Source organism: Geobacillus uzenensis, assembly GCF_002217665.1.
GTDB classification, from domain to species: Bacteria; Bacillota; Bacilli; order Bacillales; family Anoxybacillaceae; genus Geobacillus; species Geobacillus subterraneus.
This window is the reverse complement of the sequence record NZ_NEWL01000006.1, coordinates 543,401-568,610: the sequence shown is the minus strand read 5'-3', so window position 1 is coordinate 568,610 and position 25,210 is coordinate 543,401. Positions and strand designations below refer to the sequence as shown.

Sequence of the window (25,210 nt, the reverse complement as noted above, 5' to 3'; positions counted from 1 at the left end):
GATGGGCCGCTGGCGGCTTGATTTGCAATTTTTTGCGGGAGAAAAAACGGAAAAGGCGACGCCGCGCAAACGGCAAGAAGTACGGGAAAAAGGGCAGGTGGCGAAAAGCGGTGACGCAGTTGCCGCCGCCGTCTTGCTTGCAACGTTTCTCACCTTGTCTTTGGCGGGGGAGTACGAACGCGATGGCTTGCTGCGCCTGTTCGCCCGCGCGCTGTCCGATTATGCGTCCGTTCCGTTGACGATCGATTCGCTTCACCTGCTGTTTCTTGACTGGCTCCGCCATGCGGCGCTCCTTTTGGCTCCGTTTTTTGCCGCTGCCGTGCTGGCGGCCGGGCTGGCCAACTTTTTGCAAATCGGCGCTCTTTTTACTGTTGAACCGCTGAAAATGGACTGGAACCGGCTCAATCCGGTGCAAGGAATGAAGCGGCTTTTTTCGCTGCGCGCCATTGTCGAATTGTTGAAATCAGTGCTCAAAGCCGGCATCATCGGCGCAATTGTCTTTGCGCTGCTGCTTTCCGGACGAAACGAACTCATGGCGCTTGCCTCCAAACCGCCGGGTGCCATGCTCGCGGTCATTGGCGGTTTGACGGTGAAAATGGGGCTGTATGCCGCGGCGGCGCTCTTATTTTTAGCGTTGTTTGATTATTTGTACCAGCGGTTTGAATTTGAGAAAAACATTCGCATGTCGAAGCAGGACATTAAAGATGAGTACAAAAAGACGGAAGGCGACCCGCTCATCAAGTCGCGCATCAAACAGAAACAGCGGGAAATGGCGATGAAACGGATGATGCAAGAAGTGCCGAACGCAGATGTTGTCATTACGAACCCGACCCATTATGCGGTCGCGCTCAAGTATGAAGACGGAAAAATGGAAGCGCCGCTCGTTGTGGCGAAAGGGGCGGACTATGTCGCCTTAAGAATTAAGGAAATCGCCAAAGCCAACGGTGTCGTCACCGTTGAGAACCGTCTGCTCGCTCAGGCGCTTTATCGGCAGGCGGAGGTCGGCGATATGATTCCGGAGGCGTTTTTTAAAGCGGTGGCGGAAGTTTTGGCGTACGTTTATCGGCTCAAACGAAATGTGTAGCAGCAAGGAGAGAAAAACATGCAAGCACAATGGAAAGATTTATCAGTTCTGTTACTGGTCGTGCTCATCGTCGCCATGCTCGTCATCCCGTTGCCGACATGGCTGCTCAGTGTTTTGATCATCGTCAATATTTCGCTCGCCTTGCTCGTTTTGCTGACAGCGATGAATACGAAAGAACCGCTTGAGTTTTCCATTTTTCCGTCATTGCTTTTAGTGCTGACCTTGTTCCGATTAGGGTTGAACGTCTCGACAACCCGCTCGATTTTAAGCAAAGGGGAGGCGGGCGGCGTCGTCGAAACGTTCGGGACGTTCGTCGTCGGCGGCGATGTCGTCGTCGGATTTGTTGTGTTTTTAATTTTAATCATTATCCAGTTCATCGTCATTACGAAAGGATCGGAGCGCGTCTCTGAGGTGGCGGCCCGCTTTACGCTCGATGCGATGCCGGGAAAACAAATGAGCATTGACGCGGATTTAAACGCCGGTATGATCTCAGAGCAGGAAGCGCGGCAGCGGCGGGAAAAGATCGCGCAAGAGGCTGATTTTTACGGTGCCATGGACGGGGCGAGCAAGTTCGTCAAGGGCGACGCCATCGCCGGGATGATTATCGTCGTGATCAATATGTTGTTTGGCATGGTCATCGGCGTCGTCGAGCAAGGGATGGATATGGCCGAGGCGGCGAAACGCTATACGCTGCTGACGGTCGGTGATGGAATTGTGAGCCAAATTCCGGCTCTGCTGATTTCGACCGCGACCGGCATCATCGTCACGCGTGCGGCGTCCGACAGCAACTTAAGCGGCGATATTATGCGCCAGCTGTTTGCTTTTCCGAAAATGTTGTACGTCACTGCCGGAACGATTTTCTTGCTCGGCTTGTTTACGCCGATTAGCGACGTGTTGACGATGCCGATTGCCGGGCTGTTAGCGCTCGGCGGCTACCGGTTTGCCGGACGCCAACAACAGGAGGAAGCGGCCGGCGCCGGGCCGGAAGAGGAAACGGCGGCAGCGGACGAATTGAAAAGCCCAGAAAGCGTCATCCAACTGTTGCATGTCGACCCGATTGAGTTTGAGTTTGGTTATGCCCTCATTCCGCTCGCTGATGCGGCCCAGGGCGGCGATTTGCTTGACCGGATCGTCATGATCCGCCGCCAGCTCGCGCTTGAGCTCGGCATCGTCGTCCCGGTCGTGCGCATCCGCGATAACATTCAGCTTCAGCCGAACGAATACCGGATAAAAATTAAAGGCGAGGAAGTGGCGCGCGGCGAGCTGCTGCTTGACCATTATTTGGCGATGAGTCCCGGCGTCGATGATCATTCAGTCGACGGCATTGAAACGGTCGAGCCGGCGTTCGGCCTGCCGGCGAAATGGATTTCCGAAGCGATGAAAGATCGCGCTGAAATGCTCGGTTATACGGTTGTTGACCCGCCGTCGGTCGTCTCGACGCATTTGACGGAAGTGCTTAAAGCTCATGCTCATGAGTTGCTCGGCCGCCAAGAAACGAAGCAGCTGATCGATCATTTGAAAGAGTCGTACCCGGTGCTTGTCGATGATGTGACGCCGAATCCGCTGTCGATCGGCGACGTTCAAAAAGTACTTGCCAAACTGCTGAAAGAGAAAGTGTCGATTCGCAACTTGCCGCTTATTTTTGAGACGCTCGCCGACGTTGGCCGCTTGACCGGCGACACCGACTTGTTGACCGAATATGTCCGCCAAGCGCTGGCGCGGCAAATTACCGGCCAATACGCCGTGCCAGGCGAGCCGCTGCGCGTCATGACGCTGTCCGGCAGGGCGGAGAAAATCATCGCCGATGCCGTGCAGCAAACGGAGCATGGCCGCTATTTGGCGCTTGACCCGACGCGGGCGCAGATGTTCGTTGAGGCGGTGGCCCAGGCGCTTGACCGCTATCCGTTCGCCGGCCAAACGCCGATTTTGCTCTGTTCCCCGGCGGTGCGCATGTACGTCCGCCAGCTGATCGAGCGCCATTTCCCAACGATCCCGGTGCTGTCATACAACGAGCTCGAAGCTGACGTCGAAGTTCAAAGCGTGGGGATGGTGGAAATCGAATGAAAGTGAAAAAGTTTGTCGCCCCGTCCATGAACGAAGCGATGAAGATGGTTCGCGCCGAGCTCGGCCGCGATGCCGTCATTTTACATTCAAAAGTGATCCATACCGGCGGATTTTTCGGCCTGTTTGCGAAAAAAAAGATCGAAGTGTTAGCCGGCGTTGACCCCGATCCATTGCCGCGTCCGCCAGCTGCGGCGGCGCCAGCTGACTGGCCATCGGCCGTCAGGCAGGAGGAGACGAATGGTTCGCTTGCGGGGGAGCTGCAGGAAGTGAAAACGCTCATCCGCCAGTTGGCCAGCCGCCCGCCTTCGTTAGTATATCCCCCGCCGCTCGCTGAAGCGGAGCGGCGGCTTGTGCGGCAGGGAATGGCAGAGCGTTACGTTCGTGAGGTGATGGATCGCTTGCTTGAACGGTGGTACGCCGACAAAGGGGGGCGCTCGGCTTCTGCCGTCGCCGGTTGGGCGAAGGAGGCGGTGCGCGGCATGTTGTCGCCGCTTCCGTTTGCCGAAGCCGCAAGGCAAAAAAAATATGTGATTTTGCTCGGTCCGACGGGGGTCGGAAAAACGACGACGCTCGCCAAAATGGCGGGGCGCGCTGTGCTTGAACAAAGGAAAAAAGTAGGATTCATTACAACAGATACGTACCGGATTGCCGCCATCGACCAGCTGAAGACGTACGCGAATATTTTACAGGCGCCGTTTGCAGTATGCTACAACGCCGATGACTTCCGGACAGCGAAGCGAAACTTGGCCGATTGCGACCTCGTGTTTGTGGATACAGCCGGCCGCAATTTCCGCAATCCGCAATATGTGGCTGAATTGCAGCAAACACTTGAGTTTGACAGCGAGACGGAAACGTTTCTCGTGCTTGCCGCCACCGGAAAGTACGAGGACATGAAAGCCGTTTATGACCGCTTTTCCCGTCTGCCGCTCGATCGGCTGATCATTACCAAACTCGACGAGACCGACTCGTACGGGGCCGTGTTCAGCTTGCTGATTGACAGCCGGCTTGGCGCCGCCTATTTTACGAACGGGCAAAACGTGCCGGACGACATGGCGGAGGCGTCGGCTGACCGGCTCGTTCACCTGTTGTTTGGGGCGGAGCGATGGTGAAAGACCAAGCGGAACGGCTTCGCCTCGAGCTGAGCCGCCTCCGGCAGCAGCCATCGCCGCGAACCATCGCGGTGACGAGCGGAAAAGGCGGGGTCGGCAAATCGAATCTTTCGCTCAACTTTTCGCTGTCGCTCTCTAAGCTCGGGTTTCGCGTCTTGCTGCTCGATATGGATATTGGCATGGGCAACATCGATATTTTGCTCGGCCAGTCATCGTCGTTGACATTGGCCGATTGGCTTTCGGCCCGGCTGCCGCTCTCAGAGCTGGTGAAAAGCGGGCCGGAGCATCTGTCGTACATTGCCGGAGGGACGGGCGCCGCACAATGGCGGGCGCTTGATACGGCTGGCATCGACTACTTTTTGACCGAAATGCAGGCCGTGGCGTCACGGTATGATTATCTCGTCTTTGACATGGGGGCGGGGGCATCAGGGGAACGGTTGTATTTTCTGAAGTCGGTTGACGACGTGTTTGTCGTGACAACGCCGGAGCCGACCGCCATGACCGATGCGTATGCCATGATGAAATACATGCACGCCGCCGGCAGCGAGGCGCCGTTTTCTGTCATTGTCAACCGCGCCGGCAAGGAGCGGGAAGGGCATGAAGTCTTTGAGCGGCTCAAGCATGTCGCCGGCCGGTTTTTAAACAAAGAAATTGCGTTGCTTGGCATCGTTCCGGAAGATCGGGCGGTCGCCCGCGCGGTTGTCAACCAAACGCCGTTTGTGTTGCTTGACCCTGCGGCGAAGGCGAGCCAGGCGGTGCGTCAAATGGCATTTCGTTATGCGCCGGGGCGCCAGGAAGGGCCGGGGCGGGCGAACCGCTTTTTTGCCAAGCTGCGCCAACTTTTGCTAGAAAGGTAGAGACGGAAAATGAAGACGATCAAGGTGCTTGTCGTCGATGACTCGGCGTTTATGCGCAAATGGATCAGCGACTTTTTGTCCGAACATCCGCGCCTTGAAGTCATCGGGACGGCCCGCAATGGTCAAGAGGCGCTTGAGAAAATCGCTGTTTGTCGCCCCGATGTTGTGACGCTCGACGTCGAAATGCCGGTCATGGACGGGCTCGTAACATTGCGGCGCATCATGGAGAAGCATCCGCTGCCGGTCGTCATGGTATCAAGCACGACGAAGGAAGGAGCGGAAAATACGGTAGCCGCCATGCAATATGGGGCGGTTGACTTTGTGGCGAAACCGTCCGGCCCGATTTCGCTTGATTTATATAAAGTGAAGGATGAACTCATCCGAAAAGTGCTGCACGCGAGCGAAGCGAACATGAGGGCGCTCGCCGCTCGGCGCCCGAAAGCGGCGCTTTGGCGTCCGCCTGCCAAAACAGTGCGCGCCGAAAAAGCGATCGTCGCGATCGGCACCTCAACCGGCGGCCCGCGCGCTCTCGAAACGGTGCTGACGCAGCTGCCGCCCCATTTGGCCGCCCCGGTCGTCATCGTCCAACATATGCCGAAAGGGTTTACGAAATCGCTTGCCAACCGGCTTGATGCACTATCGGCCATAACGGTCAAAGAGGCGGAAGACGGAGAGGTGCTGCGAAACGGCACCGCTTATATCGCTCCGGGCGGCGTTCATCTTGTTGTCGGCGAGGAAAACGGTGTGCTGAAAGCCCGTTTCGATGAATCGCTGCCGCGCGCCGGCCATCGCCCGGCCGTTGACGTGTTGTTCGAATCGCTCGCTGCCATTCGCCGCTGTCGGATCGTGGCGGTGATCATGACCGGAATGGGATCAGATGGGACGGCAGGGTTGAAAAAGCTGAAAGAAGGCGGGGATGTGGAAGCGATCGCCGAGGCGCGCGAGACAGCGGTCGTTTATGGGATGCCAAGGGCGGCGATCGAGGCCGGCGTCATCGATGTCATCGCTCCGCTTGACGGCATTGCCGCCGCCATCGTCCAATCGATCGGGGAATGAGGGGGAACATGGGATGGATATGAATCAATACTTAGACATCTTTATTGATGAAAGCAAGGAGCATTTACAAACAATCAACGAGCGGCTGCTTGAACTCGAACAAACTCCGGACGATATGGCTCTTGTTAATGAAATTTTCCGCTCGGCCCATACGCTAAAAGGAATGTCGGCCACGATGGGGTTTGAAGATTTGGCCAATTTGACGCACCAACTAGAGAATGTGCTTGATGGCATCCGCAATCGGCAGCTGATCGTCACTCCGGAACTGCTTGATGTTGTTTTTCAAGCAGTCGACCATTTGGAGGCGATGATTATGTCGATCGCCTCGGGCGGCGACGGGAAGCGCGATGTAAGCGAGACAGTCGAGCAGCTGAAACGAATCGAGCAGGGCGGGATGCCGGACAAACAGACAGCAGGCGAAAAGCCGCCCCTCGAGCATGCATACGGGGAGTTTGAATACCATGTGTTGCAACAGGCAAAAGAGCAAGGGTTTTCCGTCTATGAAATTCGCATCCGCCTTCGTGAGGACTGCCTGTTGAAAGCCGCGCGCGTGTATATGGTGTTTGAACTGCTCAGTGAGGCGGGGGAAATTGTAAAATCGACGCCGCCGTCTGACATGCTTGAAGAAGAGCAATTTGGCCAAGAGTTTCTCGTCACCGTTGTATCAAAAACGCCGGCGGATGAACTGCGAACGCGGCTGATGGGCATTTCCGAAATTGACGGGGTCGAGATCGCCGCGGTGACAGTCAACGAGCCGACTGCCAAAAGCGGGGAGCAGGCCGCATCTGAACTGCCGGCGTCCACCGCTTTTGAACAAGCAGCGGCGGCGCAGGCTGAAGCGGAGACGGTGGAAAAGCAGGCGGCGAAACAAGCAGGGAAGACGATCCGCGTCAATATTGAACGGCTTGATATGTTAATGAACTTGTTTGAGGAACTAGTTGTCGACCGCGGGCGGCTCGAACAAATTTCCCGTGATTTGAACCATGCCGAACTGACGGAAACAGTGGAACGGATGTCGCGCATTTCGAGCGACTTACAAACGATCATTTTAAACATGCGCATGGTGCCGGTCGAAACGGTGTTCAACCGCTTTCCGCGCATGGTCCGCCAGCTTGCCCGCGAACTCGGCAAAAAAGTGCGCCTTGATATTATCGGAGCGGAAACGGAGCTTGACCGGACGGTCATCGATGAAATCGGCGACCCGCTCGTCCATTTGATCCGCAACGCGCTCGACCATGGCATTGAAGCGCCGGACGCCCGGGCGGCATGCGGAAAGCCGGAGGAAGGGACGGTCAAACTGCGCGCTTACCATAGCGGCAACCACGTCTTTATTGAAATTGAGGACGACGGCGCCGGCATTTCCCGGGAGAAAGTGCTGCAAAAGGCGATCGCCCGCGGCATCGTTTCGCCGGAGGCGGCGGCTCATTTGACCGATCAGCAAGTGTATGGGCTCATTTTCGCCCCTGGTTTTTCCACCGCCGACCACATTTCCGATATTTCCGGGCGCGGTGTCGGTTTGGATGTAGTCAAAAGCACGATCGAATCGCTCGGCGGTGCGGTGACCGTCGATTCACAGCCGGGAAAAGGATCGCTCTTTTCCATCCAGCTGCCGTTGACTTTGTCGATCATTTCCGTGCTGCTCGTGCAAATTGCCGCCGAGACGTATGCCATTCCGCTGTCCTCGATTATGGAGACAGCGTTAGTGAGAAAAGAGGAGATTTTCTCCGCTCATAACCAGCCGGTCATCGATTTTCGCGGCAAAGTCGTGCCGCTCGTCCGGCTGAAAGACGTGTTTTCCGTGCCGGATGCATCGGATGAGGGGGATACGGTGGCGGCTGTCATCGTCCGAAAAGGGGAAAAGCTGGCGGCGTTGGCGGTCGACTCATTTATCGGACAGCAGGAAGTAGTACTGAAATCGCTCGGAAACTATTTATCTTCTGTCTTCGCGATTTCCGGGGCGACGATTTTAGGCGACGGCCGGGTGGCGCTGATCATCGATTGCAATGCGCTCGTGAAATAAGCGGCGGCTAGCGTACCGATCGCTATGGCCGGCTGAAAAGCAAGTTTACAGCCAATTAAAAAAGCTTCGTTGGCGACGTTGCCCTATTGGGAAATACCGGTGCACCGCCATCGTTAGCAGAAACATAAGAACAAAGGCGGGGCGCCTAACGATAGTTTGTTCCGTTTACATTTTCAATGGAAAAGGGGAGTGGCCGATGAGCGCCAGCGTTCAGACTGACTGGAAAGTGATCGCTTTTCGCTTGAAAGGGGAAGAGTACGCTTTACCGGTGCAGCACGTCCGCTCGATTGAAAAAATGCAGCCGATTACGCGCGTGCCGGGAACGGCCCGTTATGTAAAAGGAGTCATCAATTTGCGCGGCGTTGTGACGCCGATTATCGATTTGCGCGAGCGGTTTGGGTTTGCGCCTGAACCATACGGAGAACAGACGCGCATGATTATTGTCACCCTGGGAGATGTCGAAGTCGGGCTGATCGTCGATGCAGCGAATGATGTTCTCGATATTCCGGCATCGAGCATCGAGCCGCCGCCGGAGGCAATTGGGGCTGTGGAGGCGGCCTACATTTACGGGGTGGCGAAAATGGAGAGGCGGCTCCTCATTTTGCTTGATTTAGCGAAGGTGCTTGATCAATAAATCGCAGAGAGGGGCGTTGACGGTTGGGTGACATTTTCCATTTGACAGGGGCGCATATCGACATTTTACGCGAAATCGGAAACATCGGGGCTGGAAACGCGGCGACCGCCTTGTCGACGCTGTTAAACAAAAAAATTGAAATGGCCGTGCCGCGCGTGCAAATTGCGACGTTTGCCGAGATGATGGAGCTGATCGGCGGACCGGAACAAGTCGTTGCGTGTGTGTATTTGCGCATCGAGGGGGAAGCGCCGGGGAATATGTTTTTCGTGCTGCCGCCGGAGCAGGCGGAGCGGTTTGTCCGTCAGATGACCGGCGACGACTCGTTTTCGTTTCAAGGTGAAGCCCATGAGCTCGGATGTTCGGCGCTTCAGGAGCTTGGCAACATTTTAGCCGGTTCGTATTTGTCAGCGCTCGCCGATTTTACACAGCTTGCTTTGCAGCCGTCCGTGCCGGCGCTGGCGCTTGATATGATCGGGGCTGTACTGTCGTTTGGCTTGCTTGAGCTGTCACGTGCCGGCGATTACGCCATTTTGATCGATACGGCCATTTATGACGGGCGGCGGCCAAATGAAAGCATTGACGGCCATTTCTTTCTCCTCCCCGATCCGGAGTCATTTTCCACCATCTTTCGGGCATTAGGTGTGGATAGCGGATGAGCACGATCCAAACGGTCAAAGTCGGCATCGCCGAGATGGAAGTCGTTGCAGCGCCCGCTGTCATTCGCACGTGCGGGCTTGGGTCGTGCGTCGGCGTCGTCATTTATGACAGCGGAAAAGCGGTCGCCGGCATGGCGCATGTTATGCTTCCGCATTCCTCAATGGCGCGCGGAGGGGTCGTCAATGCAGCGAAGTACGCCGACACGGCGGTTGAAGCGCTTTGTAAGCTCGTCATCGCCGCCGGCGGCCGAAAAGGGATGCTCAAAGCGAAGCTTGCCGGGGGGGCGCAAATGTTTTCGTTTTCCTCGGCTGGCGGGGATATGATGCACATTGGTGCGCGCAACGTCGAAGAAGTGAAAAGGCAGCTCGAGCGGCTGCACGTTCCGGTTGTTGCTGAGGATGTCGGCGGCCATAGCGGCCGGACGATTGAGTTTAACCCGCAAACGGGCGTGCTGTCCATTCGCAAGGCTAGCCAAGAAATCAAGGAAATATAATGTCGTTTCCGCAAGGCGAGGGGGAGAACGATGGGGAGCGCGCTAAAAGGAAAAGAGCGGAAATATTGGGACGACTGGGTCAACGGCCGCGATCGGCATGCGGCCGGGGAGCTTGTAGAGCGCTATATGCCGCTCGTTTCTTACCATGTGCAGCGGATTTCCGCCACGCTGCCAAGCTCCGTGCCAAGGGAAGAGTTGGTCAGTTACGGACTCGTCGGCTTGTACGATGCGCTTGAAAAGTTTGACCCATCGCGCGATTTGAAGTTTGACACATATGCATCGTTTCGCATCCGCGGCGCCATCCTCGATGGTTTGCGCAAAGAAGATTGGCTGCCGCGCAGCGTGCGCGACAAAGCCAAAAAAATTGAAGAGGCGGCCGAGCGGCTCGAACAGCGGTACATGCGGTCGGTGACAGCGAAAGAAATCGCCGCCGAGCTCGGCATGACGGAAGAGGAAGTGCAGGCGGCGGTTAATGAAACGTTTTTTTCCAATTGGCTTTCACTTGGACAGACAGCTGGTGAAGAGGATGACGAGCCGCTCGCGATCCGCGACGACCGCGTTGCCCTCCCGGAAGAACAAGTGCTCAAGCAAGAGATGATCGAAAAGCTGGCCGCGGGGATTGAGCAATTGAATGAAAAAGAGCAGCTTGTCATCAGCTTGTTTTACAAAGAAGAACTGACGTTTACGGAAATTGGGAGCCTCTTGCAGCTGTCCACATCAAGAATTTCGCAAATTCACGCCAAAGCGCTGTGGAAACTGCGCCGCTTTTTTGATGAGGAGCGGTGAAAGGGGAAAGGGAGTGGGAAGGTGGATATTCAGCTGCCAGCGCTGCAAAGCGTAATACCTAAAGCGCCCGAAGCGGGAAGCATGTATGCCGCCGCGCAGCACCACCCTTATGCCGTGCAGGCGCAAATGGCGGCGGCCGGCGAAAAGCGGGCGGAGCGGGCGCGCCGCCAAGTGACGGACAAGCGGACAGGCGAGCGCGCACGGTGGGAGGCGTCGCGGTTTGGAAGCCATCCTTATAAAGGAAAAACGATCGACATTAAAGGATAGTGAACATCATGGGAGCATTTTGGCTAACCATCAGTTTGCTGCTGCATGCATTTTCGTTTTTGCTCATCATTTTGCTTTACATGCGCCTGTCAAGGCTTAGAGAGACGGAACAGCGCGCGGCAAGGCGGGCTGAAGAGCTCGAAGAGGCGATGGCGGCTCATCTCGCCCTCTGGAAAGAGGAAAACGAGCGTTTTTTCGGCGAGCTTGATGCGCTGCTTCGGACGAAAATGACCGCCGGGCCTGCCAAACGGCCGACAGAGCCGAAACCAACCGCATTTGCACCGGGCGCGATCAGCGGCGACAGCGGTTCGATGTCGCCCGCGGAAAGCCATGAAAGCACGGCGGAAGGAAAAACGAAGGAAAGCGAAAAAACGGGACAGAATGGCCCCGACGCGGCGCATGATTATTTCCCGGACATCGAAGTGATCGAAGATGTGCTTGACCTTTTGCCATCCGCTAGCGTTGCCGACGCCGCCCGCCGCCTGTATGCCGAAGGGGCAACGGTCGAGGAAATTGCCAAAAAGCTGCAAAAAGGAAAAACGGAAGTGGAGCTGCTGTTGAAATTTGACCGAAAAGCGGACGAAATAGACGAATAACAGCTTGATTTACCGCCGGCGGTTATGATATATTTTTACATGGTGTGAATACACACGCCTGATGATTTCAGCAACGGTGCTGGCATGGCCAGTCTTGCTGAAAGATGAAACAGGCGGAGGAGCAAAAACCACAAGGAAACAGGAGGAGCATACATGTCAGTGATTTCGATGAAACAGCTGCTTGAGGCTGGCGTCCACTTCGGACATCAGACGCGCCGTTGGAATCCAAAAATGAAAAAATACATTTTCACGGAGCGCAACGGCATTTATATTATCGACTTGCAAAAAACGGTGAAAAAAGTCGAGGAAGCATATAACTTTGTGCGCGAATTGGCAGCGAACGGCGGCAAAATTTTGTTCGTCGGCACGAAAAAACAAGCGCAAGAATCGGTCAAAGAGGAAGCGGAACGCTGCGGCATGTTTTATGTCAACCAACGTTGGCTTGGCGGTACGCTGACGAACTTCGCAACGATCCAAAAACGGATCAAACGGCTGCGCGAAATTGAAAAAATGGAAGAAGATGGCGTATTTGACGTACTTCCGAAAAAAGAAGTCATCGGCTTGAAAAAGGAAAAAGAGCGGCTCGAGAAATTTTTAGGCGGCATTAAAGACATGAAAGAGCTGCCGGATGCGCTGTTCGTCATCGACCCGCGCAAAGAGCGGATCGCAGTGGCGGAAGCGCGCAAGTTGAACATCCCGATCATCGGCATCGTCGACACGAACTGTGATCCGGATGAAATCGACTACGTCATCCCAGCGAACGATGACGCTATCCGCGCCGTCAAGCTGTTGACGTCGAAAATCGCCGATGCCGTACTTGAGGCAAAACAAGGCGAAGAGGCGGCCGTCGCAGCGGAGTAATGGCGCTCAAGAAAGGTGATAAGAGGGAAAGCCTTTTATCACCTTTTTTTGAGACAGAAATCAGCAACTTTTGGCTATACTAACGAATAAGGGCAAAACAGGCACCCGCTGCCGACATCGATACATATACGCGATAAAGAGAAGGAGGATCTTTTCATGGCGATTACAGCACAAATGGTCAAAGAGCTGCGCGAAAAAACGGGCGCAGGCATGATGGATTGCAAAAAGGCGCTCACCGAAACAAACGGTGACATGGAGAAAGCGATCGACTGGCTGCGTGAAAAAGGAATTGCGAAAGCGGCGAAAAAAGCGGACCGCATCGCGGCGGAAGGAATGACATACATCGCTGTCGAAGGCAATGCGGCCGTCATTTTGGAAGTGAATTCGGAAACGGACTTCGTTGCCAAAAACGAAGCGTTCCAAACGCTCGTTAAGGAGCTGGCTGCGCACTTGCTGAAACAAAAACCGGCTTCGCTTGATGAAGCGCTCGGACAAACGATGGACAACGGTTCCACTGTCCAAGATTATATTAACGAAGCGATCGCGAAAATCGGCGAAAAAATTACGCTCCGCCGCTTTGCTGTCGTCAACAAAGCGGACGGCGAAACGTTTGGCGCGTACTTGCACATGGGCGGGCGCATCGGCGTATTAACATTATTAGCCGGCAACGCAAGCGAGGAGATCGCCAAAGATGTGGCCATGCATATCGCTGCGCTCCATCCGAAATACGTTTCGCGCGATGAAGTGCCGCAAGAAGAGATTGCGCGCGAACGCGAAGTGTTGAAACAACAAGCGTTAAATGAAGGCAAGCCGGAAAAAATCGTTGAGAAAATGGTGGAAGGCCGGCTGAACAAGTTTTACGAAGACGTTTGCCTGCTTGAGCAAGCGTTCGTGAAAAACCCGGATGTGACGGTGCGCCAATACGTCGAGTCGAACGGAGCGACTGTGAAGCAGTTTATCCGCTACGAAGTCGGCGAAGGGCTCGAAAAACGTCAAGATAATTTCGCCGAGGAAGTTATGAGCCAAGTAAGAAAGCAATGACGGACCGCAACAGGGAACACGCGCGTGTTCCCTGTTTTTCAAAGCGATTCGCATCATGGAGGTTTGACATGGAACAACCAAAATACAAACGCGTCGTTTTAAAGTTAAGCGGGGAAGCGCTCGCCGGAAAGCAAGGGTTTGGCATCCAGCCGGCCGTCATCCAGTCGATCGCCAAACAAGTAAAAGAAGTGGCTGAACTCGGTGTCGAAATTGCCATCGTTGTCGGCGGCGGCAACATTTGGCGCGGAAAAACAGGAAGCGAAATGGGAATGGACCGGGCGACGGCCGACTACATGGGCATGTTAGCGACCGTGATGAACGCGCTCGCCTTGCAGGACAGCCTCGAGCACCTCGGCGTCGAAACGAGGGTGCAGACGTCGATTGAAATGCGGCAAGTAGCCGAGCCGTACATCCGCCGGCGGGCGATTCGCCATCTCGAGAAAAAGCGGGTCGTCATTTTCGCCGCCGGTACAGGAAACCCGTATTTTTCAACCGATACGACCGCTGCGCTGCGGGCGGCAGAAATTGAAGCGGACGTCATTTTGATGGCGAAAAACAATGTTGACGGCGTCTACAGCGCCGACCCGAACGTTGATGCCAATGCAGTCAAATACGAGGAGCTGTCGTATTTGGATGTCATTCAGCAAGGGCTTGGGGTCATGGACTCGACCGCTTCCTCGCTTTGCATGGACAACAATATTCCGCTTATCGTCTTTTCAATTATGGAAGAGGGCAACATTAAACGCGCTGTATTAGGCGAAAATATCGGAACGATCGTAAGGGGGAAATAACGATGGCAAAGCAAGTGATTCAACAGGCGAAAGAAAAAATGGACAAAGCTGTGCAAGCGTTCAGCCGCGAGCTGGCGACCGTGCGCGCCGGGCGGGCGAACGCCGGGCTGCTTGAGAAAGTCACTGTCGACTATTACGGTGTCGCCACGCCGATCAACCAGCTCGCTACGATCAGCGTGCCGGAAGCGCGCATGCTTGTCATTCAGCCGTACGACAAATCCGTCATTAAAGAAATGGAAAAAGCGATTTTAGCGTCGGACTTAGGATTGACGCCGTCCAATGACGGGTCGGTCATCCGCTTGGTCATTCCGCCGCTTACTGAAGAACGGCGCCGCGAACTGGTGAAGCTCGTCAAAAAATATTCGGAAGAGGCGAAAGTGGCGGTGCGCAACATCCGCCGCGACGCGAACGACGAGCTGAAAAAACTCGAGAAAAACGGCGAGATTACGGAAGATGAGCTGCGCGGCTATACCGACGAAGTGCAAAAGCTGACTGACGACCATATCGCCAAAATTGATACCATCACAAAAGAAAAAGAAAAAGAAGTGATGGAAGTATAGGAAAAACGATGCAAACCCTCTATGTTGATGGAGGGTTTTTTTGCTATAATGGAAAGGCAAAACACGTTCGCGGAGGACACGTATGTTCAATAAAATGCGGAAAAATAAAGAGGAAGGCGCCCCGTTGACGAAAGAGGATGTGCTCAGGTATCCGATTCCGAACCATGTCGCCATCATCATGGATGGAAACGGAAGGTGGGCGAAAAAGCGGGCTTTGCCGAGGGTGGCCGGCCATTATGAAGGGATGCAAGTCGTGCGCAAAATCACCCGCTTCGCCAACGAGCTCGGGGTGCGCGTTTTGTCGCTTTACGCGTTTTCAACGGAAAATTGGAAACGTCCGAAAAGCGAAGTCGATTATTTAATGAAACTGCCGGAGCAGTTTTTGACGACATTCCTTCCCGAGCTTGTCGCGGAGAATGTGAAAGTGCAAGTGATCGGCCGTACAGACGAACTTCCGGATCATACGCGCCAAGCGGTCGGGAGGGCCATTCACGAAACGAGCGGCAACACCGGCCTCATTTTAAACTTTGCGCTCAATTATGGGAGCCGGGCGGAAATTACCGCGGCTGTCCAGCAAATTGCCAAAGACGTCCAACGCGGGGCGCTTGCGCCGGAGGACATCACCGAGCCGCTCATTTCCTCTTATTTAATGACGGACGGGCTCGATGACCCGGATTTGCTCATCCGCACGAGCGGGGAAATTCGTTTAAGCAATTTTATGCTTTGGCAGTTGGCGTATACGGAGTTTTGGTTTACCGACGTATTATGGCCGGACTTTACAGAACAACATTTCTTGCAGGCGATTGCCGCTTACCAGCGGCGCGACCGCCGATTTGGAGGAGTGTCAGCACGATGAAGCAGCGAATCATTACCGGAGTCATAGCGGCGGCGCTCTTTTTGCCGATTGTTATTTTTGGCGGATTTCCGTTTATAATAGTAACATATATATTGGCCACGGTCGGGTTGTTTGAACTGTTGCGGATGAAAGGGATGTCTCCGCTGTCATTCGCCGGGGGCGCCGGTTTTGCGGCCCTTTGGCTGCTGCTCGTTCCCGCCCGCTACGGCAGCGAGTGGCTGTCGTCCGGGGCCGTTAAGTTCGGCGTGCTTGCCGCCCTCGCCTTTTTGTTGCTTGTCGGCACCGTCGTGACGAAAAATGCGCTGACGTTCGATGAGGCGGCGTTTATCGTGTTGGCGGTCCTTTATGTCGGCGTCGGGTTTTTCTGCTTCGGCGCCATCCGTTTAGCCGGTTTGCTGTACTTGATTTATGCGCTGTTTGTCATTTGGGCGACCGACATCGGGGCGTATTTTTTCGGCCGCGCGTTCGGCCGGCGCAAGCTATGGCCGGAAATCAGCCCGAAGAAAACAATCGAAGGCGCCATCGGCGGCATCGGTTCCGCCGTTGTCGTTGCCGCTGTCTACGAGTGGGCGGCCGATCCGTTCGACAGCCTCGGCGCAGCGGTGGGGATCGCGCTCTTGCTTTCGATATTCGGCCAGCTTGGCGACTTAGTCGAATCGGCTTTCAAACGCCATTACGGCGTGAAAGATTCGGGAGCGATTTTGCCGGGGCACGGCGGCATTTTGGATCGATTTGACAGTTTGCTGTTTGTGCTGCCGCTCTTATACATATTTATCGAAGCGGTACGATAAGCGGGTGAGGAGTGAAAACGTTGAAATATATTAGTATATTAGGGGCAAGCGGATCGATCGGCACGCAAACGCTCGATGTGATCCGCGCCCATCCGGACAAATTCCGCTTAGCCGCGGCATCGGTCGGGAGAAATATGGAAGCGGCCCGGCAGCTGATCGTTGAATTTTCTCCCCGCCTCGTCGCGATCGCCGACCGCGGCGCCTATGAGACGCTTTGCAGCGAATACGGCGGGCGGACAACGATCGTGTACGGGGAGGAAGGGCTGATTGAAGCAGCTGTATTCCCGCAAGCGGATATCGTCGTCACCGCTATCGTCGGCAGCGTCGGGCTTGTGCCGACGTTAAAAGCGATCGAGGCGGGAAAAACGATCGCCCTCGCCAATAAAGAGACGCTTGTTGTCGCCGGGCATCTCGTCACGGCGGCGGCAGAGAAGCACGGTGTGCCGCTGCTGCCGGTCGACAGTGAACATTCCGCCATTTTTCAATGTTTGCAAGGGGAGAAGCACGAGCACGTCGAGAGGCTCATTCTTACAGCGTCCGGCGGCAGCTTCCGCGACAGGACGCGCGAGGAGCTTGCCCATGTGACGGTTGAAGAGGCGCTTTGTCATCCGAACTGGTCGATGGGAGCGAAAATTACGATCGATTCGGCGACGATGATGAACAAAGGATTTGAAGTGATTGAAGCCCATTGGCTGTTTCGGCTGCCGTATGAGCGGATCGAGGTCGTGCTGCACCGAGAAAGCGTCATCCATTCGCTCGTCGAGTTTCGCGATACAAGCGTCCTCGCTCAGCTTGGCACGCCGGATATGCGCGTTCCGATCCAATATGCGTTGACGTATCCGGAGCGGCTGCCGCTTTCTGTCGCGAAACCGCTAAATTTGGCGGCGCTAGGGGCGCTCCATTTCGCGCCGGTTGATTTTGACCGCTACCGTTGTCTGCGGCTCGCCTATGAAGCTGGGAAACGCGGCGGCTCGCTGCCGGCGGTCTTAAATGCGGCCAACGAGGAGGCGGTGGCTGCCTTTTTGGCCGGCCGCATTCCGTTTTTAGCGATCGAGGAGTGGATCGAGCGCGCTCTTGAGCGCCATCGTCCGGTGAGCGATCCGCAGCTTGAGGAGATTCGCGAAATCGACGCGGACACGCGCGCTTATGTTCGCTCACTACTATCGTAAAGGTGGTTGAAACGTTGGAAACGATCATTTCGTTTATTGTCGTCTTTGGCGCCCTCGTGTTTTTTCACGAGCTCGGCCATTTGCTGTTAGCGAAGCGGGCCGGCATTCTTTGCCGCGAGTTCGCCATCGGTTTCGGGCCGAAAGTGTTTTCGTTTAAGAAAAACGAAACGGTATATACGATTCGGCTTCTCCCGCTTGGAGGCTTCGTGCGCATGGCCGGCGAAGATCCGGAAATGATTGAACTGAAGCGCGGGCAAGTCGTCGGCTTGCTGCTTGATGGCGAAGGGCAGGTAGAGAAAATCGTCATCAATCATAAGGACGATTACCCGAACGCCCGGGTGATTGAGGTGGAAGACGCCGATTTGGAGCATGGGATGTATGTGACTGGCTATACCGACGGGGAGCGGCTTGAGCGTTTTGCCATCAAAGAGCCGGCGTTTTTCGTCGCCGACCGCCAAGAAATTCAAATCGCCCCGTACCATCGCCAGTTTGCTTCGAAAACGCTCGGGCAACGGACGATGACGATTTTGGCCGGACCGCTCGCCAACTTTATCCTGGCTCTTGTCGTTTTTATTTTGATCGGCCTCTTGCAAGGCTATCCGGTCGACAAGCCGATCATCGGCGAGCTGACGCCGGAAGGGGCGGCGCGTGCGGCAGGCTTGAAGCAAGGGGACGAAGTGATCGCGATCAACGGCGAACGGATGGAAACATGGGCGGAAATTGTCAATACGATTCGCGCCCATCCGAACGAACCGCTTCAGTTTCAAATTGAGCGGAACGGGAAAGAAATGAATGTGACGGTCACCCCGGAAGAGAAAACGATCCAAGGGGAGACGATCGGCTTAATCGGGGTGTACCAGCCGATGGAAAAATCGGTGTTCGGTTCAGTGAAACAAGGGCTTGTGGAGACGTACTATTGGACGCGGCAAATTTTAGTCGGACTCGGCCAATTGATTACCGGCCAGTTTCAGCTTGATATGTTGTCCGGGCCGGTCGGCATCGCCGTATCGACCGGCAAGGTCGCTGAGTCCGGCATTTACTACTTGATGAAATGGGGAGCGATTTTGAGCATCAACCTTGGGATTGTCAACTTGTTGCCATTGCCGGCGCTAGACGGTGGAAGGCTCCTCTTTTTCGCCATTGAAGCGGTGCGCGGCAAGCCGGTCGACCGGCAAAAAGAAGGAATGGTCCATTTTATCGGCTTCGCCTTGCTCATGCTGCTCATGCTTGTTGTGACATGGAACGACATTCAAAAATTTTTCCTATAATGACAGAGAGAGAAAACGAGGTGGCTATTGATGAGACAAAGTCAAGCGTTTATTCCGACATTGCGTGAAGTGCCGGCGGACGCGGAGGTAAAAAGCCATCAGCTCCTGTTGCGGGCCGGTTTCATCCGCCAAAGCGCGAGCGGCGTCTATACGTTTTTGCCGCTCGGGCAGCGCGTTTTGCAAAAAGTGGAAGCGATCATCCGTGAAGAGATGAATCGCATCGGGGCGATGGAGCTTCTTATGCCGGCCTTGCAGCCGGCTGAGCTTTGGCAGCAGTCCGGGCGCTGGTATTCGTACGGACCGGAACTCATGCGCCTGAAAGACCGCCATGAGCGCGATTTCGCCCTCGGGCCGACGCATGAAGAGATGATTACGACGATCGTTCGCGATGAGGTGAAAACGTATAAGCGGCTGCCGCTTGTTTTGTACCAAATTCAAACGAAATTCCGCGATGAAAAGCGCCCGCGCTTCGGACTGCTGCGCGGCCGCGAGTTCATCATGAAAGACGCGTATTCGTTCCATACATCGAAAGAAAGTTTGGACGAAACGTACCATCACATGTATGAAGCGTACGCGAACATTTTCCGCCGCTGCGGGTTAAACTTCCGCGCCGTCATCGCCGACTCGGGGGCGATCGGCGGGAAAGACACGCACGAGTTTATGGTGTTATCTGACATCGGCGAGGATACGATCGCCTATTCCGATGCGTCCGACTATGCGGCCAACATTGAAATGGCGCCGGTCGTCGCCACGTATGAAAAACGTCATGAGCCGCCGGCCGAACTGAAAAAAGTGGCGACCCCGGGGCAAAAAACGATCGCCGAAGTCGCTTCATATTTGCAAGTCGCGCCAGAGCGTTGCATCAAATCGCTCTTGTTTAACGTCGATGGCCGCTATGTGCTTGTGCTCGTCCGCGGCGACCATGAGGCGAACGATGTGAAAGTGAAAAACGTGCTCGATGCCACGGTCGTTGAGTTAGCGGCGCCGGAAGAAACAGAACGGGTGATGAACTGCCCGGTCGGCTCGCTCGGCCCGATCGGCGTCAGTGAAGAGGTGACGATTATCGCTGATCATGCCGTCGCGGCGATCGTCAACGGCGTCTGCGGCGCCAATGAAGAAGGATATCATTACACGGGCGTCAACCCAGACCGCGATTTTACCGTCAGCCAATATGCGGATTTGCGTTTTGTCCAAGAAGGCGACCCGTCCCCGGACGGCAACGGGACGATCCGTTTCGCCCGCGGCATTGAAGTCGGGCACGTATTTAAGCTCGGCACGAAATATAGCGAAGCGATGAACGCCGTATACTTGGATGAAAACGGCCAGACGCAGACGATGATTATGGGCTGCTACGGCATCGGCGTTTCTCGGCTTGTCGCGGCGATCGCCGAGCAGTTCGCCGATGAGAATGGGCTCGTCTGGCCGGCTTCGGTCGCGCCGTTCCACGTTCATTTGCTGACGGCGAACGCAAAAAGCGATGAACAGCGCGCGTTGGCGGAAGACTGGTATGGTAAACTCGGACAGGCCGGGTTTGACGTGTTGTATGACGACCGTCCGGAACGGGCCGGGGTGAAGTTTGCCGACAGCGATTTGATCGGCATCCCGCTCCGCGTCACCGTCGGCAAGCGGGCGAGTGAAGGTGTGGTTGAAGTAAAAGTTCGGAAAACAGGCGAAACGTTTGATGTGCCGGTCAGTGAGCTGATCGAAACAGTGCGCCGTCTTTTGCAAGGATAAACGAACGGCGCCGGCGAAAGAGAACCCGTTTCTTTTTTCGCCGGCGCTGTTGCCGTTTGTATGGTATGATAGGAAAAGAGAAACGATTTCGTTGAGAGGAGAAGTCATGGTTACGAAAGAACAAAAAGAGCGGTTCCTCGTATTGCTCGAGCAGCTGAAGATGACGTCGGATGAGTGGATGCCGTATTTCCGTGAGGCGGCCATTCGCAAAGTCGTGATTGATAAAGAGGAAAAAAGTTGGCACTTTCATTTCCAATTTGCAAACGTGTTGCCCATTGACGTGTACAAGCCGTTTACGGATCGGCTGGCGGCGGCATTCCGCCATATCGCTGCCGTCCGGCATACCGTGCATGTGGAAGCGCCGCATGTGACCGAAACAGATGTGCAGGCGTATTGGCCGCTTTGCCTCGAACAGCTGCAAGAAGGCGTATCGCCGCTCGTCGATTTGCTCAACCGGCAGACGCCGGCGGTGAAAGGAAACAAGCTCGTTGTCACCGCCCGCCATGAGGCGGAAGCGTTGGCGGTCAAGCGGCGATTCGCCAAAAAAATCGCCGATGTATACGCTTCGTTCGGGTTTCCTCTCCTTCATCTCGAAGTCGGCATTCGGCCGGCTGAACAAGAAATGGAGCAGTTTTTGGCGCAAAAACAGCAAGAAGATGAAGAACGGGCGCTCGCTGTGCTGACGGATTTGGCGAAGGAGGAGGAAAAAGCGGCAGCGGTTTCTCCGTCCGGCCCGCTGGTCATCGGCTACCCGATCCGCGACGAGGAGGCGGTGCGCCCGCTCGAGACGATCGTCGAGGAAGAGCGGCGCGTCGTCGTGCAAGGGTATGTGTTTGATGCTGAAGTGAGCGAACTGAAAAGCGGCCGTACACTGCTGACGGCAAAAATTACGGATTACACGAACTCCATTTTAGTCAAAATGTTCTCGCGCGACAAAGAAGACGCCGCGCTGATGGCCGGCGTGAAAAAAGGCATGTGGGTGAAAGTGCGCGGCAGCGTGCAAAACGATACGTTCGTCCGCGATTTAGTCATCATCGCCAACGACTTAAACGAAGTGGCGGCGAACGAGCGGCGCGATACGGCGCCGGAAGGGGAAAAACGGGTTGAGCTCCATTTGCACACGCCGATGAGCCAAATGGATGCCGTCACTTCCGTGGCAAAGCTCATTGAGCAGGCGAAAAAATGGGGCCACCCGGCGATTGCCGTCACCGACCATGCCGTTGTTCAATCGTTTCCGGAAGCATACAGTGCGGCGAAAAAACACGGTGTGAAAGTGTTGTATGGCATGGAGGCGAACGTCGTTGACGACGGGGTGCCGATCGCCTACAATGAGGCGCACCGCCGGCTTTCCGATGAGACGTATGTCGTCTTTGACGTCGAAACGACGGGATTGTCAGCTGTATACAACACGATCATCGAGCTGGCAGCGGTGAAAGTGAAAGACGGTGAAATCATCGACCGGTTTATGTCGTTTGCCAATCCGCACCATCCGTTGTCGGTGACGACGATGGAACTGACCGGCATTACCGATGAGATGGTGAAAGACGCCCCGGATGTCGAAGACGTGCTCCGCCGTTTTATCGAGTGGGCCGGCGATTCGACGCTTGCCGCCCATAACGCCAGCTTTGACATCGGTTTTTTAAATGCAGGGCTTACGAAGATGGGGCTTGGCAAAGTCATCAATCCGGTCATCGATACGCTTGAACTCGCCCGCTTTTTATATCCAGATTTGAAAAACCACCGTCTCAACACGCTTTGCAAAAAGTTTGACATTGAATTGACACAGCACCATCGCGCCATTTATGACGCCGAGGCGACCGGTCATTTGCTTATGCGGCTGTTAAAAGAAGCGGAAGAGCGGGGCATTTTGTATCACGATGAGTTGAACAGCCGCACGCATAGCGAAGCATCATATCGGCTGTCGCGCCCGTTTCACGTGACGCTGTTGGCGCAAAACGAGACGGGGCTGAAAAATTTGTTTAAGCTCGTTTCCTTGTCGCACGTTGAGTATTTCCACCGCATGCCGCGCATTCCGCGCTCCGTGCTTGTGAAGCACCGCGACGGTTTGCTTGTCGGTTCGGGCTGCGACAAAGGGGAGCTGTTTGATAACTTGATCCAAAAGGCGCCCGAGGAAGTGGAAGAGATCGCCCGCTTTTACGATTTTCTCGAGGTGCATCCGCCCGAGGTGTATAAGCCGCTGATCGAAATGGATTATGTCAAAGATGAGGAAATGATTAAAGACATGATTCGCAGCATCGTCGCCCTCGGCGAGAAGCTGAACATCCCGGTCGTCGCCACCGGCAACGTTCATTACTTGAACCCGGAAGATAAAATTTACCGGAAAATTTTAATCCACTCGCAAGGCGGAGCGAACCCGCTCAACCGGCACGAGCTGCCGGATGTCTATTTCCGCACGACGGATGAAATGCTTGACTGTTTCTCGTTTTTAGGGACGGAAAAAGCGAAAGAAATCGTCGTCGACAACACGCAAAAAATCGCCTCGTTAATCGGCGACATCAAACCGATCAAAGACGAACTGTATACGCCGCGCATTGAGGGAGCGGAAGAGGAAATCCGGGAAATGAGCTATCGGCGGGCGAAGGAAATTTATGGTGATCCATTGCCGAAGCTCGTCGAAGAGCGGCTCGAAAAAGAGCTGAAAAGCATCATCGGCCACGGCTTTGCCGTCATTTATTTAATTTCCCATAAACTGGTGAAAAAATCGCTTGATGACGGCTATCTCGTCGGATCGCGCGGGTCGGTCGGCTCGTCGTTTGTCGCGACGATGACCGAAATTACCGAAGTGAACCCGCTGCCGCCGCATTACGTCTGCCCGAACTGCAAACATTCCGAGTTTTTTAATGACGGCTCGGTCGGCTCAGGCTTTGACTTGCCGGATAAAAACTGCCCGCAATGCGGGGCGAAATACAAAAAAGACGGGCACGACATCCCGTTTGAGACGTTCCTCGGCTTTAAAGGCGATAAAGTGCCGGATATCGACTTGAACTTCTCGGGGGAATACCAGCCGCGCGCCCATAACTATACGAAAGTGCTGTTTGGCGAAGACAACGTCTACCGCGCCGGCACGATCGGCACGGTTGCCGATAAAACGGCGTACGGGTTTGTCAAAGGTTATGCGAGCGACCATAACCTAGAGTTGCGCGGTGCGGAAATCGACCGACTTGCATCCGGCTGCACCGGGGTGAAACGGACGACCGGTCAGCACCCGGGCGGCATTATCGTCGTTCCGGATTACATGGAAATTTACGACTTTACGCCGATTCAATATCCGGCTGATGATACGTCATCGGAGTGGCGGACGACCCATTTTGACTTCCACTCGATTCACGATAATTTGCTGAAGCTTGATATTCTTGGGCACGACGATCCGACCGTCATCCGCATGCTGCAAGACTTAAGCGGCATTGATCCGAAGACCATTCCGACCGATGATCCGGATGTGATGGGCATTTTCAGCAGCACCGAGCCGCTTGGCGTCACACCGGAGCAAATTATGTGCAACGTCGGCACGATCGGCATTCCAGAGTTTGGCACGCGCTTCGTCCGGCAAATGTTGGAAGAAACAAAACCAAAAACGTTTTCTGAGCTCGTGCAAATTTCCGGGTTGTCGCACGGCACGGATGTGTGGCTCGGCAATGCGCAAGAGCTCATTCAGAGCGGGACGTGCACGCTGTCGGAAGTGATCGGCTGCCGCGACGACATTATGGTATATCTCATTTACCGCGGGCTCGAGCCGTCGTTGGCGTTTAAAATTATGGAATCGGTGCGCAAAGGGAAAGGCTTGACGCCGGAATTTGAAGCGGAAATGCGCAAGCATGACGTGCCGGAGTGGTACATCGATTCGTGCAAAAAAATCAAATACATGTTCCCGAAAGCGCATGCCGCCGCCTACGTGTTAATGGCGGTGCGCATCGCCTATTTTAAAGTGCACCATCCGCTCTTGTATTACGCGTCCTACTTCACGGTGCGGGCGGAAGATTTCGACCTTGACGCCATGATCAAAGGCTCGGCCGCCATCCGCAGGCGGATTGAAGAAATTAACGCCAAAGGCATCCAGGCTACAGCGAAAGAGAAAAGTTTGCTTACCGTGCTTGAGGTGGCGCTGGAAATGTGCGAGCGCGGCTTTTCCTTTAAAAATATTGACTTGTATCGCTCGCAGGCGACCGAGTTTGTCATTGACGGCCGTTCGCTCATTCCGCCGTTTAACGCCATTCCGGGTCTCGGGACGAACGTCGCGCAAAACATCGTACGCGCCCGTGAAGAAGGGGAGTTTTTGTCGAAAGAGGATTTGCAGCAGCGCGGCAAAGTGTCGAAAACGCTTCTTGAATATCTCGAAAGCCGCGGCTGCCTCGACTCGCTTCCGGATCACAACCAGCTGTCTCTGTTCTGACAGACGGTTTTTCGTTGCAATATATTTTCCAATGTGTTATAGTTTTAGTGGAATTGGCAAAGATAATGGCAAGCAAAGAGTGGGGAAACCCACTCTTTCGTCTTG

General features: G+C 54.9%; 22 protein-coding genes. All 22 read left to right on the top strand.

The window, feature by feature from the left end:
* Position 1: 1 nt before the first annotated feature.
* The 22 genes from flhB (at position 2) to B9L21_RS10145 (ending at position 25,105) form a co-directional block, all read left to right on the top strand.
* Positions 2 to 1,084: a flagellar biosynthesis protein FlhB gene (gene flhB, locus B9L21_RS10250; RefSeq protein ID WP_063166282.1), complete on the top strand. Its 1,083-nt coding sequence runs from the start codon at positions 2 to 4 to the stop codon at positions 1,082 to 1,084.
* An 18-nt stretch (positions 1,085 to 1,102) separates the two neighbouring features.
* Positions 1,103 to 3,148: a flagellar biosynthesis protein FlhA gene (gene flhA / locus B9L21_RS10245; protein ID WP_063166281.1), complete on the top strand. Its 2,046-nt coding sequence runs from the start codon at positions 1,103 to 1,105 to the stop codon at positions 3,146 to 3,148.
* Entirely contained in the window at positions 3,145 to 4,257 is a 1,113-nt protein-coding gene (flhF, locus tag B9L21_RS10240) for a flagellar biosynthesis protein FlhF (RefSeq protein WP_063166280.1), read from the top strand. The genes flhA and flhF overlap by 4 nt, the downstream gene beginning before the upstream one ends.
* Positions 4,251 to 5,114 (top strand): MinD/ParA family protein, encoded by an 864-nt coding sequence (locus tag B9L21_RS10235; protein WP_063166279.1) that lies wholly within the window; start codon positions 4,251 to 4,253, stop codon positions 5,112 to 5,114. The genes flhF and B9L21_RS10235 overlap by 7 nt, the downstream gene beginning before the upstream one ends.
* 9 nt (positions 5,115 to 5,123) lie before the next feature.
* Entirely contained in the window at positions 5,124 to 6,170 is a 1,047-nt protein-coding gene (locus B9L21_RS10230) for a protein-glutamate methylesterase/protein-glutamine glutaminase (RefSeq protein ID WP_063166278.1), read from the top strand.
* 13 nt (positions 6,171 to 6,183) lie between these two features.
* Positions 6,184 to 8,190: a chemotaxis protein CheA gene (locus B9L21_RS10225; RefSeq protein ID WP_063166277.1), complete on the top strand. Its 2,007-nt coding sequence runs from the start codon at positions 6,184 to 6,186 to the stop codon at positions 8,188 to 8,190.
* A gap of 196 nt (positions 8,191 to 8,386) precedes the next feature.
* Positions 8,387 to 8,824 (top strand): chemotaxis protein CheW, encoded by a 438-nt coding sequence (locus tag B9L21_RS10220; RefSeq protein ID WP_063166276.1) that lies wholly within the window; start codon positions 8,387 to 8,389, stop codon positions 8,822 to 8,824.
* 23 nt (positions 8,825 to 8,847) lie between these two features.
* Complete coding sequence (locus B9L21_RS10215; RefSeq protein ID WP_063166275.1) at positions 8,848 to 9,480, top strand: chemotaxis protein CheC; 633 nt, start codon at positions 8,848 to 8,850, stop codon at positions 9,478 to 9,480.
* Entirely contained in the window at positions 9,477 to 9,974 is a 498-nt protein-coding gene (locus B9L21_RS10210) for a chemotaxis protein CheD (RefSeq protein ID WP_063166274.1), read from the top strand. Before B9L21_RS10215 ends, B9L21_RS10210 begins: the two co-directional genes overlap by 4 nt.
* A gap of 30 nt (positions 9,975 to 10,004) precedes the next feature.
* On the top strand, positions 10,005 to 10,760 hold the full coding sequence (locus tag B9L21_RS10205) for a FliA/WhiG family RNA polymerase sigma factor (RefSeq protein ID WP_063166273.1): 756 nt from the start codon (positions 10,005 to 10,007) through the stop codon (positions 10,758 to 10,760).
* A gap of 21 nt (positions 10,761 to 10,781) precedes the next feature.
* Positions 10,782 to 11,027 (top strand): hypothetical protein, encoded by a 246-nt coding sequence (locus tag B9L21_RS10200; RefSeq protein WP_063166272.1) that lies wholly within the window; start codon positions 10,782 to 10,784, stop codon positions 11,025 to 11,027.
* 8 nt (positions 11,028 to 11,035) lie between these two features.
* A complete protein-coding gene (locus B9L21_RS10195; RefSeq protein WP_063166271.1) occupies positions 11,036 to 11,623 on the top strand; it encodes a hypothetical protein in 588 nt (195 codons plus the stop codon).
* Positions 11,624 to 11,776: 153 nt separating this feature from the next.
* Positions 11,777 to 12,484, top strand: coding sequence for a 30S ribosomal protein S2 (rpsB, locus tag B9L21_RS10190; RefSeq protein ID WP_021322279.1), 708 nt, complete (start codon positions 11,777 to 11,779; stop codon positions 12,482 to 12,484).
* Between the two features lie 156 nt (positions 12,485 to 12,640).
* Complete coding sequence (gene tsf, locus B9L21_RS10185; protein WP_063166270.1) at positions 12,641 to 13,525, top strand: translation elongation factor Ts; 885 nt, start codon at positions 12,641 to 12,643, stop codon at positions 13,523 to 13,525.
* Between the two features lie 68 nt (positions 13,526 to 13,593).
* Positions 13,594 to 14,316, top strand: a complete 723-nt coding sequence (gene pyrH / locus B9L21_RS10180; RefSeq protein ID WP_063166269.1) for a UMP kinase — start codon at positions 13,594 to 13,596, stop codon at positions 14,314 to 14,316.
* Positions 14,317 to 14,318: 2 nt separating this feature from the next.
* Complete coding sequence (gene frr, locus B9L21_RS10175; protein ID WP_063166268.1) at positions 14,319 to 14,876, top strand: ribosome recycling factor; 558 nt, start codon at positions 14,319 to 14,321, stop codon at positions 14,874 to 14,876.
* An 82-nt stretch (positions 14,877 to 14,958) separates the two neighbouring features.
* Entirely contained in the window at positions 14,959 to 15,732 is a 774-nt protein-coding gene (locus tag B9L21_RS10170; protein ID WP_063166267.1) for an isoprenyl transferase, read from the top strand.
* Positions 15,729 to 16,523 carry a phosphatidate cytidylyltransferase gene (locus tag B9L21_RS10165; protein WP_063166266.1) on the top strand — a complete coding sequence of 265 codons (795 nt, stop codon included), beginning with the start codon at positions 15,729 to 15,731 and terminating at the stop codon, positions 16,521 to 16,523. Before B9L21_RS10170 ends, B9L21_RS10165 begins: the two co-directional genes overlap by 4 nt.
* Before the next feature lie 20 nt (positions 16,524 to 16,543).
* Entirely contained in the window at positions 16,544 to 17,692 is a 1,149-nt protein-coding gene (dxr, locus tag B9L21_RS10160) for a 1-deoxy-D-xylulose-5-phosphate reductoisomerase (RefSeq protein ID WP_063167378.1), read from the top strand.
* A 2-nt stretch (positions 17,693 to 17,694) separates the two neighbouring features.
* Positions 17,695 to 18,960 carry an RIP metalloprotease RseP gene (rseP, locus tag B9L21_RS10155; protein WP_172796412.1) on the top strand — a complete coding sequence of 422 codons (1,266 nt, stop codon included), beginning with the start codon at positions 17,695 to 17,697 and terminating at the stop codon, positions 18,958 to 18,960.
* 30 nt (positions 18,961 to 18,990) lie between these two features.
* Positions 18,991 to 20,694: a proline--tRNA ligase gene (locus B9L21_RS10150; RefSeq protein WP_063166264.1), complete on the top strand. Its 1,704-nt coding sequence runs from the start codon at positions 18,991 to 18,993 to the stop codon at positions 20,692 to 20,694.
* Positions 20,695 to 20,800: 106 nt separating this feature from the next.
* Positions 20,801 to 25,105 carry a PolC-type DNA polymerase III gene (locus B9L21_RS10145; protein ID WP_063166263.1) on the top strand — a complete coding sequence of 1,435 codons (4,305 nt, stop codon included), beginning with the start codon at positions 20,801 to 20,803 and terminating at the stop codon, positions 25,103 to 25,105.
* Positions 25,106 to 25,210: the final 105 nt, after the last annotated feature.

Excerpts from the sequence above, each read along its gene's own strand:
- flhB (WP_063166282.1), top strand. The coding sequence starts at position 2 with ATGGGCCGCTGGCGGCTTGATTTGCAATTTTTTGCGGGAGAAAAAACG.
- flhA (WP_063166281.1), top strand. The coding sequence starts at position 1,103 with ATGCAAGCACAATGGAAAGATTTATCAGTTCTGTTACTGGTCGTGCTC.
- flhF (WP_063166280.1), top strand. The coding sequence starts at position 3,145 with ATGAAAGTGAAAAAGTTTGTCGCCCCGTCCATGAACGAAGCGATGAAG.
- B9L21_RS10235 (WP_063166279.1), top strand. The coding sequence starts at position 4,251 with ATGGTGAAAGACCAAGCGGAACGGCTTCGCCTCGAGCTGAGCCGCCTC.
- B9L21_RS10230 (WP_063166278.1), top strand. The coding sequence starts at position 5,124 with ATGAAGACGATCAAGGTGCTTGTCGTCGATGACTCGGCGTTTATGCGC.
- B9L21_RS10225 (WP_063166277.1), top strand. The coding sequence starts at position 6,184 with ATGGATATGAATCAATACTTAGACATCTTTATTGATGAAAGCAAGGAG.
- B9L21_RS10220 (WP_063166276.1), top strand. The coding sequence starts at position 8,387 with ATGAGCGCCAGCGTTCAGACTGACTGGAAAGTGATCGCTTTTCGCTTG.
- B9L21_RS10210 (WP_063166274.1), top strand. The coding sequence starts at position 9,477 with ATGAGCACGATCCAAACGGTCAAAGTCGGCATCGCCGAGATGGAAGTC.
- B9L21_RS10205 (WP_063166273.1), top strand. The coding sequence starts at position 10,005 with ATGGGGAGCGCGCTAAAAGGAAAAGAGCGGAAATATTGGGACGACTGG.
- B9L21_RS10195 (WP_063166271.1), top strand. The coding sequence starts at position 11,036 with ATGGGAGCATTTTGGCTAACCATCAGTTTGCTGCTGCATGCATTTTCG.
- rpsB (WP_021322279.1), top strand. The coding sequence starts at position 11,777 with ATGTCAGTGATTTCGATGAAACAGCTGCTTGAGGCTGGCGTCCACTTC.
- tsf (WP_063166270.1), top strand. The coding sequence starts at position 12,641 with ATGGCGATTACAGCACAAATGGTCAAAGAGCTGCGCGAAAAAACGGGC.
- pyrH (WP_063166269.1), top strand. The coding sequence starts at position 13,594 with ATGGAACAACCAAAATACAAACGCGTCGTTTTAAAGTTAAGCGGGGAA.
- frr (WP_063166268.1), top strand. The coding sequence starts at position 14,319 with ATGGCAAAGCAAGTGATTCAACAGGCGAAAGAAAAAATGGACAAAGCT.
- B9L21_RS10170 (WP_063166267.1), top strand. The coding sequence starts at position 14,959 with ATGTTCAATAAAATGCGGAAAAATAAAGAGGAAGGCGCCCCGTTGACG.
- B9L21_RS10165 (WP_063166266.1), top strand. The coding sequence starts at position 15,729 with ATGAAGCAGCGAATCATTACCGGAGTCATAGCGGCGGCGCTCTTTTTG.
- B9L21_RS10150 (WP_063166264.1), top strand. The coding sequence starts at position 18,991 with ATGAGACAAAGTCAAGCGTTTATTCCGACATTGCGTGAAGTGCCGGCG.
- B9L21_RS10145 (WP_063166263.1), top strand. The coding sequence starts at position 20,801 with ATGGTTACGAAAGAACAAAAAGAGCGGTTCCTCGTATTGCTCGAGCAG.